The sequence below is a fragment of the Leptolyngbya sp. FACHB-60 genome (assembly GCF_014695775.1).
Taxonomy (GTDB): domain Bacteria; phylum Cyanobacteriota; class Cyanobacteriia; order Phormidesmidales; family Phormidesmidaceae; genus Nodosilinea.
On the sequence record NZ_JACJOX010000028.1, the window covers coordinates 241,414 to 250,611 of the forward strand.

General features: G+C 59.0%; 6 protein-coding genes and 1 pseudogene. 2 read left to right on the forward strand and 5 right to left on the reverse strand.

Translation table 11 applies throughout. From position 1 onward, the window contains the following. Nucleotides 1–119 precede the first annotated feature (119 nt). Nucleotides 120–1,631 (forward strand): threonine ammonia-lyase, biosynthetic, encoded by a 1,512-nt coding sequence (gene ilvA, locus H6F57_RS12205; RefSeq protein ID WP_190629592.1) that lies wholly within the window; start codon nt 120–122, stop codon nt 1,629–1,631. Here ilvA and moaA read toward each other — a convergent pair. Continuing rightward, complete coding sequence (gene moaA / locus H6F57_RS12210) at nt 1,628–2,614, reverse strand: GTP 3',8-cyclase MoaA (RefSeq protein ID WP_190629589.1); 987 nt, start codon at nt 2,612–2,614, stop codon at nt 1,628–1,630. The genes ilvA and moaA overlap by 4 nt on opposite strands. A gap of 105 nt (nt 2,615–2,719) precedes the next feature. Here moaA and H6F57_RS12215 point away from each other — a divergent pair, with 105 nt between their 5' ends. Further along, on the forward strand, nt 2,720–3,073 hold the full coding sequence (locus H6F57_RS12215) for a hypothetical protein (RefSeq protein WP_190629588.1): 354 nt from the start codon (nt 2,720–2,722) through the stop codon (nt 3,071–3,073). Between the two features lie 174 nt (nt 3,074–3,247). On the opposite strand, the gene H6F57_RS12220 is transcribed toward H6F57_RS12215, so the two are convergent. The 4 genes and pseudogenes from H6F57_RS12220 to H6F57_RS28360 all read right to left on the reverse strand — a co-directional run. Further along, entirely contained in the window at nt 3,248–5,950 is a 2,703-nt protein-coding gene (locus H6F57_RS12220; RefSeq protein ID WP_190629586.1) for a bifunctional acetate--CoA ligase family protein/GNAT family N-acetyltransferase, read from the reverse strand. 310 nt (nt 5,951–6,260) lie between these two features. After that, nucleotides 6,261–8,102 (reverse strand): molybdate ABC transporter permease subunit, encoded by a 1,842-nt coding sequence (gene modB / locus H6F57_RS12225; protein ID WP_190629583.1) that lies wholly within the window; start codon nt 8,100–8,102, stop codon nt 6,261–6,263. 33 nt (nt 8,103–8,135) lie between these two features. Then, nucleotides 8,136–8,957 carry a molybdate ABC transporter substrate-binding protein gene (gene modA / locus H6F57_RS12230; RefSeq protein WP_313933633.1) on the reverse strand — a complete coding sequence of 274 codons (822 nt, stop codon included), beginning with the start codon at nt 8,955–8,957 and terminating at the stop codon, nt 8,136–8,138. A 151-nt stretch (nt 8,958–9,108) separates the two neighbouring features. Beyond that, nucleotides 9,109–9,198, reverse strand: a pseudogene (locus tag H6F57_RS28360) (IS5/IS1182 family transposase); the annotation flags it as partial.

A 9,198-nucleotide genomic window follows, 5' to 3' on the forward strand; every position in this document is an offset into this window, starting at 1 on the left:
AGAATTTAGGGTAGCCCCTTGCACCTTGCACCCAAAACCCTGTACCCAAAAATTGTTGATGATTACTAAACACACCACCCCTCTAAAATGAGGGTTTATCCCTTCGCCTCTTCCCTGCAATGCCTACCGACTACCTCGAACGCATCCTCACAGCCCGGGTTTATGACGTAGCGCAGGAAACGCCTTTGGATGTTGCCCCTAGCCTGTCGGCGCGGCTGCACAACCGGCTGCTGCTGAAGCGAGAAGATATGCAGTCGGTGTTTTCGTTCAAGCTGCGGGGTGCCTACAACAAAATGGCCCATCTGTCGCCGGAGCAGCTGGCGGCAGGGGTGATTGCCTCGTCGGCGGGCAACCATGCCCAGGGGGTGGCGCTGGGGGCCAAGCAACTGGGCACCCGGGCCATCATTGTCATGCCGACCACGACGCCGATGATGAAGGTGAATGCGGTGAAGGCGCGGGGCGGCGAAGTGGTGCTCTATGGCGAAACCTACGACGATGCCTATGCCCACGCCCGTCAGCTCTCAGACGAGAAGGGCCTGACCTTTGTTCATCCCTTCGACGACCCGGATGTGATTGCGGGCCAGGGCACCATCGGCATGGAGATTTTGCGGCAGCATCCTCAGCCCATTCACGCCATGTTTGTGGCGATCGGCGGTGGTGGGTTGATCTCGGGTATTGCCGCCTACGTCAAGCGGCTGCGACCGGAGATTAAGATCATTGGGGTGGAGCCGATTGAGGCCGATGCTATGTCGCGATCGCTCAAAGCTGGAGAGCGAGTCCGACTGAGCACCGTGGGCCTGTTTGCCGATGGTGTGGCGGTGCGCCAGGTGGGGGAAGAAACCTTTCGCCTCTGCCAGCAGTACGTAGACGACGTTATTTTGGTGGGCACCGACGACATCTGCGCGGCGATTAAAGACGTGTTTGAGGACACGCGATCGATTTTGGAGCCGGCGGGGGCGCTGGCGATTGCTGGAGCCAAAGCCTACGTTGAGCGCGAGGGCATCACCGATCAAACCCTGGTGGCTGTAGCTTGCGGAGCCAACATGAACTTTGATCGCCTGCGGTTTGTCGCCGAACGGGCCGAAATTGGCGAACACCGCGAAGCGATCTTTGCCGTCACCATTCCCGAAACGCCGGGCAGTCTCAAGGCATTTTGCCAATGCCTGGGCACCCGCAACCTGACGGAGTTTAACTACCGCATTGCCGACAACCACGAAGCCCACATTTTTGTTGGGCTAGAAGTTCAAGGTCGGGCCGATGCCGCGACCATGGCCCAGGTATTTGAATCCAAAGATTTAAAGACGCTGGATCTCACTGACGATGAACTCTCAAAAATGCACCTGCGCCACATGGTCGGTGGCAAGTCATCCCTGGCCCACAACGAGTTGCTCTACCGCTTCGAGTTCCCCGAGCGGCCCGGCGCACTGATGAAGTTTGTCAGCGCCATGAGCCCCGACTGGAATATCAGCCTGTTTCACTACCGCAACAACGGCTCCGACTATGGCCGCATCGTCACCGGCATTCAGGTGCCGCCTCACGAGATGGCCCAGTGGCAGAGCTTCCTCGACACCCTCGGCTATCAGTATTGGGACGAAAACCAAAACCCCGCCTACAAGCTGTTTTTAGGCTAACCCCCGATCTGCGACATGGTGCGCCCGTAGGTTCCAGTAGTGCCCGACTGGCGCATTTTGTAGTTGATATCAGGCTTGTCGGCCAGCAGTGCGGCCACCTGACGCCTCAGCTCAGCGGTGGCAACGCCCTGCCGCAGAGGAGTTTTGAGGTCAATCTGCCCAGTTTCGTTGAGCAGGCAGGGGCGCAGCCAGCCGTCGGCCGACAGACGCATGCGGTTGCAGCGATCGCAGAAGCACTCCGACATCTGGCTAATAAACCCCACCGTGCCCTGAGCGCCCGGAATCTGGAACACATCCGCCGGACCGTGGCCCAGCACATCGCCTGCGGTCAGGCCCCAGCGCTGCCGGATGCGATCGCGCAGCGTCTCCGAATCGACCCAGCCCTTGGCCTCAAATAGGCTGTCGTTGCCGATGGGCATAAACTCAATAAATCGCACGTGCCACTCGCGATCGAGGGTCAGAGCCGCCAGATCCAATACTTCATGGTCGTTGACGCCTGGAATGACGACTACATTGAGCTTGAGCGGCGAGAACCCAACTCGGTGAGCGGTCTGAATGCCATCCCAGACCTGGGGCCAGCGAGATTTCCCTCGCCCGCCCACAATCTGATCAAAAATGACGGGATCCAACGAATCGAGGCTAATGTTGATGCGCCGCAGCCCTGCGTCCCACAGATCCTGGGCTAGGCCGCTGAGTAAAAAGGCGTTGGTGGTCAGGGATAAGTCCTTTGTCCCCGGCAGTGCGGCTATGTCACGCACGATATCTACAATGCCGGGTCGCACCAGCGGCTCGCCCCCGGTGAGCCGAAAGTTCGAGAATCCTAGGGGCATGAATACCTCCTCTAGGAGCTGCCGCAGTTCGACACGGGTCAGCCATTCCTGCTGGGGTAGATACTGCAAGTCGACCCCCTCCGGCATACAGTACTGGCACTGAAAGTTGCAGCGATCCACAAGGCTAATGCGCAGGTAGTCAATGGCGGGCATAGGGGGTGGAACCACAGGGTGCATGCTTCCGATTATGGCACCCTCACCAAAACCAGTGGGTTGGTAGCCTAAACTGGCGGCATCTGCTGATCGGGGAGATAGTCCATGCCGCAAGCGTTTTTCAAGGGCATGCTGGTGGGCGCAGTTGCCGGTGTGCTGGCCTGCCTGGGCCTAGTGCAAGCATTGGAGCAGCCAGCGGATGTCGTGCTGTCGGGGCAACTTGCCGTCGATAGCGCCAGTCACCCCGACAGCCGGATGAACAATCGGCTCTATCTAGTAGAACCCGAGCTAGAACCGGTCTACCTACGGTTGAAGGCTACCGATACGGAGGATCTCTACGGGCTACTCGACAAATCCATTCAGTTGCGGGGGGAGTTTAGACGGCTGACCCTCACTACAGGCGAATCGATTTTAGAAGTAGAGGTCAAGGAGGTATTAAACCCCAATCAACCTAAATAACCCGAGTGCGGATCAAGGAAATGGATTGGGGAAGGGCAAATTGTCAATCGAACGACAGCTACTTGGGTTGGCGACAAAGGCAATCCGAGCCACAGACACGGGGACCATGGAGTTAGTCAGACTGCAACCATGCGTGTTGGTAACCTTGAGCAGGTGACCATTGTTTCTTCAGCTTTAGACGGTTAAGTCTAAGGTGGCGGATAAAACGCCGAGTTCCGCTGTCGGCTTGAGCTGAAACCCGACTCGCTTGCACAGGTGCTGCATGCCGGGGTTCTCAGACAAGATTTCCCCCGTCAAGCGCTTCAGTCCTTCGGCGCGAGCTACCTCGATCAGGCGGCTCAGCAGCTCGGTGCCAAAGCCCTGGCCCTGGTAGGGGTCGGCTACCAGCATGGCGAACTCGGCCTCGGGCAGCCCGTACTTTTGGGTGAGCCGACAGACGCCGATAATTTTGGGGTTGGGGGCACTCACTTCGGCCACCAGGGCAATCTCGCGATCGTAGTCGTTAAAGCAGATGCGGGTGAGGCGATCGTGGGCGGTGCGGGTGCTGTGCTTGATGGGGTGGAAGTAACGCAGGTAAACGCTGTGCTCAGACACCATGTCGTGGAAGGCAGTAATCAGCGGTTCGTCTTCGGGGCGAATGGGGCGAATGGTGACGCCATCACCCCCAGGCCAGACATATTGGATGGGGTAGGGGCGAATGGCTAGCCGGGCAGGCGGTGAGCCAGGAGCGCGCAATATCACCCGCGCGTCTAAGGCCAGGAGTCTATCGGACGAGGCGAGCAGAGGGTTGATGTCAATCGAGGCAATATCGGGCTGCTCTGCCACCAGTTGGCTGAAGCGCACCAAAAGCTGTTCTAAGGCATCCATGTCCACCGATGCTCGGCCCCGCACTCCCTGGAGGGCTTTGTAGATTAGGGTTTGCTCCATTAGGCGGCGGGCCAGGGTGCTGGTCAGGGGGGGCAGGGCGATCGCGCTATCCTGAAACACCTCGACTAGCTGGCCGCCGGTGCCAAACAACAGCACTGGGCCAAACTGCGGGTCTTGGCTGCTGCCCAAAATCAGCTCGTAGCCATCGGTGCGGATCATCGGCTGCACGGTGACGCCTAGGAAGTGCTCGGCCCCCGCCTTTTCGGTGACGCTGGTGCGGATGCGATCGAAGGCCCGAGCGACGGCATGGCTGTCGTCGAGGTTGAGCTGCACGCCACCCACGTCAGTTTTGTGGGTGAGGGTGTGGCTGTAGAGTTTAAGGACTACGGGATAGCCGATCGCGGCAGCAGCGGCGATTGCCTCATCCTCCGTCACCGCTACCTGCGTCGGCACTACCGGAATGCCGTAGGCCGCTAGCACCGCCTTTGACTCGGTCTCGGTGAGAAGGGGGCGTGCTTCAGCCTGGGCTGTTTGCAAAATGGTGGTAACGGTAGCGCGATCGATGCCGTGGTTGGTGGTCAAGGTCGGTGTTTCGTAGAGCCCCTTGAGGGCGTAGCTATGCCGCCACAGCAGCCCAAACAATCGCGCCGCCAGATCGGGGTAGCGATAGGTGGGTATCCCCGCCCGGTTGAGAATGTCTTCGCCAGCATCGACCTCAGCTCCCCCCATCCAGCTGGCCAAAATTGGCTGGCTCGATTTGCTGCTGCGCCAGGTTTCGACTACCGCCTGGGCGGTTTTGGTCGGGTCGGTCATGGCCTGGGGGGTGAGCACCACCAGGCAGCCGTCGCTGTCAGGGTCGGCCAGCGTGGTCTTGAGTGCTTGGGCAAATCGGGCCGGTTCCGCGTCCCCCAAAATGTCGATGGGGTTGCCGTGGCTCCAGTGGGAGGGCAGCCCGCTATTTAGAGCATCCACGCTAGCGGCAGAAAGTTCTGCCAAGGTGCCCCCAGCGCGAATCAACGCATCCGTCGCCAGCACTCCCGGACCACCCGCGTTGGTAATAATGCTCAGGCGCGGGCCCCGAGGGCGCGGCTGCTTGGCCAGCACTTCGGCGGTATCAAACAGCTCGTCGATGTGGTCAACCCGCAGCACGCCACAGCGCCGAAAGGCGGCATCTAGCACCGCATCGCTGCCCGTCAGCGCCCCGGTGTGGGAGGCCGCCGCCTGGGCCGCCGCCTGGGTGCGTCCAGCTTTAATCACAATAATGGGCTTGCTCAGGGCCACCTCCCGCGCCGCCGACAAAAATGACCTGGCATCCCCAATCGATTCCATATAGATGACGATGCTGTGGGTATGGGGGTCGTCGCCCAGGTAGTCAATCAGGTCGCCCCAGCCCACGTCAAGCATGGAACCCAGGGAGATAAAGGCGCTAAAGCCCACATTTTCCCGCAGACTCCAGTCCAAAATCGAGGTGCACAGCGCCCCGCTCTGGCTGATGAAGCCGACGTTGCCCTGCCTCGCCAGGTGGCTCGCAAAGGTCGCGTTCAGCCCCGTCAGCGGATTCTGAATGCCCAGACAGTTAGGACCAATCAGCCGTAGGTGACCCGCAGCGATCGCCTTAATTTGCCGCTCTAGCTCAACGCCCTCCGCACCAATCTCCTTGAACCCCGCCGAGAGAATGATCGCGCCTTTAACCCCGGCATCCACACAATCCTGTACCACGGCGGGCACCCCCGGCGCAGGAATCGCGATGATCGCCAAATCCACCACTTCAGGGAGAGACTGGATGCGATCGAACGCCTGAACGCCCAGCACATTGCGCCGTTTGGGGTTGATCGGGTACACCGTACCGCCAAAGGGGTGGCTGATCAAATTCCACAGCACCGTGCGGCCCACGCTACCGAGGCGCTCGGTGGCCCCAATCACCGCCACCGAACGGGGAGCAAAAATTGGGTCGAGGGGATGGCTCCTGATTTTCCAAAGATCCATGACTGGGTCGGGGCGGTTCACCATGGTCAAATCCTCGCGTGGGTAATACAGGACCTCAGGGTTACCTCCCAGAGAAGGTCAGAAATGGGCCAGCGTCATCCCCTCCAGGGATAGGCGAGTTAGCCCAAAGCTTAAAAAGGTGTTGCAGAAGACCTACCGGCGATCGTGGCGGCTGGACTTCTTCTGAGTAAAAGTGAACGGGTCACCAGTAGTCTGCCAAGCCAAAGACGACAGGTTACTGGAAATTCAAGGTCCACGGTTTCAGGTTCACGACCTGCCTTAAACCGTATACCTCAAACCCTGCACCCTAAACCGCAATTTCTAGGACAGTCTCCTAACTTCCCAGTAGCAGTAGCTGGGCTGGATCAAGGTGCACAAACCAAGGAAAAGGCCGCTCCTTCAGCTCAGCCCATCTGTCTTTGAAAACCTCCGCCTGGAGATGGTAATCGTTAAGGTCAGATGGAGGGCTGCCCAGCTTGAGATAGAGGCTAATGCGGTGGGGCGTTTCGCTGGTCCAAACAATCCAACTGGGGAAAGTGTTGGGCTGGGTGGGCTGCTCGGGAAAGGTCAGGCGATGGGCGCGAATGCCCACGTGCGTGTGGGTGAACAGCACCGGCTCCAGGGTTTGCAGAGTGCAGTGCCAGTCCAGCGCTGCTAGGATGTGATCGCCCCGGCGTTGTAGCGGCGAGACATTTTTGCAGCCGGTGAGCTGAGCCACATCCAGGGTGCCGGGATGATCAAAGATGGCCTGTTTTGGCCCCTCGGCCACGACGCTGCCGCCCGAGAGCACCAGCAAGCGCTGACACACCCGGTAGGCTTCTTCTAAGTTGTGGCTGACAAATAGAGTGAGGCCCCGGTAGTTGGTCAGGGTCTTAAGCAACTGCTTTTCAAGTTCGCTGCGCAGGTGAGCATCGAGGGCTGAAAAGGGCTCATCGAGCAGCAGAATTGCGGGGTTGGGGGCCAGGGCACGGGCCAGGGCCACCCGCTGCTGCTGGCCGCCAGAGAGCTGGTGGGGATAGCGATCGCCAAACCCAACCAGCTGCACCTGCTGAAGCTGCTCGGCCACTTGCCGGACGATCGCCGCTTTCGACTCGCCCCACAGCCCGTAGGCAATGTTTTGGGCCACCGTCAGGTGGGGAAACAGGGCGTAGTTCTGGAAGAGATAGCCGACTCTGCGATTGCGGCTGGGTAAATTAATCCCCAACGCCGAGTCAAACAGCACCCGCCCATTCATCACAATGCGCCCGCTATGGGGTGTCTCTAGTCCCGCTAGACATCTCAAAATCAGGCTTTTGCCCGCCCCCGAGGCTCCCAGCAGGCCCAGGGGATGGTGGTCGGTGGCAAAGGCCACATTCAGAGTGAACCCAGGCAGGTGGTGGGTGAGGTTGACGGAGAGGTGAGGGGGTAGGGGGGTAGGGTGTAAGGGGTAGGGTGTAGGGTTTGAGCGTTGACGGTTGAGTGGCCCGTGTAGGGTACGACGGGCGACAGCCCAGCCTCGATCGATCCACCCTAGGATTGGTAGCCTAGCGCCTTGGGATTGCCAGCGGTTCATCAGCACCAGGCCGCCCAGGGAAATGGCCAAAATCACCCCGGTCCACAGGGCAGCTTCGCGAAAGGCTCCGGCTTCGACGGCGAAAAAAATCGCCATGGGCAGGGTCTGGGTTTTGCCCGGAATATTGCCCGCCAGCATAAGGGTGGCCCCAAACTCGCCCAGGGCGCGGGTAAAGGCGAGGGCGGTGCCGGCCCCAATGCCGGGCAGGGCCAGGGGCAGCGTAATGCCCCAAAACAGTTGCCACTCCGTTGCGCCTAGGGTGCGGGCGGACTGCTGCACGGAGCGATCGATCTGATCCAGACTGCCCAGCACGGTTTTGTACATCAGCGGAAACGCCACCACCGTTGCGGTGATCACCGCCGCATACCAGGTAAACACGACGTTGATGCCGACTGTGCCCATCAAGGCCCCAAGGGGGCCATACCGACCCAGCAGCAGTAGCAGCAAAAAGCCCAGCACCGTTGGGGGCAGCACCATGGGGGCCAAAAACAGGCTGTCTAGAAGCGATCGCCAGCGCCCCCGATAGCCCTGCATAAACTGTGCGGCGGCAATGCCCAAAATAAATGCCAGCAGAGTGGCGATCGCGGCAATGCGAAGGGAGATCCACAGGGGAGAGAAGGTCATGGTAGGTTTTGCAGCCGTAGGATGGGCGGGCCGTTACGGAGCGACAACCCCAAAGCCAAATTCCTTAAACTTAGTTTGGGCCACAGGTGTCTGCAAAAACGCAATCAATGTCTTTGCGGCGTCGGGGTTAGGGCTATTGCTCACCACCGCGATTGGGTAAACAATGGGCTGGTGGGTTGCCGCTGAAACCGTAGCCAACACCTTAATTCGCTCTGAGAGGGACGCATCAGTGGCATAGACCATGCCCACGTCGGCGTTGCCGCTCTCCACGGCCGCCAACACCCCCCGCACGCTATTGCTAAACACCAGCTTGGACTGCAAGGGCTCAAGCAAATTCAGCTTGGTAAACACTTGCTCTGCGTATTGCCCTGCCGGCACGCTGCGAAACTCGCCCACCGCAACAACGCCCACTTTAGCCTCTTTAAGTTGAGCAATATCTGTAACCGCAATTTGCGACTGAGCTGGAGCAATCAGCACTAAGCTATTCGTCAACACATCCTGCCGAGAATCCTTCAGGATTAATCCCTTCTCAGCTAGCGCATCCATCTGTTTCGCTGCAGCAGAAAAAAAGATATCGGCTGGAGCACCCTGCTCAATTTGCTGCTGTAGAGCACCCGAGGCCCCAAAGTTATAGCTAATGTCAATTGTGGGGTAGGTCGCATGAAAGTCAGGTGTGATCGCCTTTAGGGCGTCCTCTAAGCTAGCCGCCGCCGATACCGTGAGTTCGACCGTCTGCGCGGAAGTCTCAAGTCGATTAGGTGCTAAAGCAGATGAGCCACAGCTGGTCGCAAGCCAGCTAGCTGCTAGGCCAACACACATACAAACCAAAAGTCTACGGCCCTTGACTGAAAACACGGGAAACACTCCTTTACTTTGATAGGGCTGTACCACGTCCAAGTTGCTGCCAACAAGGCTCCTACTATCTAGCCTGATGCCACCCAGACCAAAAAAATGCTCACCTTGCTATCCGCTAACTCGATGTCAGAGCTGATTTCTAAACTAAATCTTAAGCTGCCGCCCGCTTTAACATGAGCCGAATGAGCGCACCGTAAATCATCGCTTCACTGAGCTCCGTGTAGACCTCGTAATCCTTACT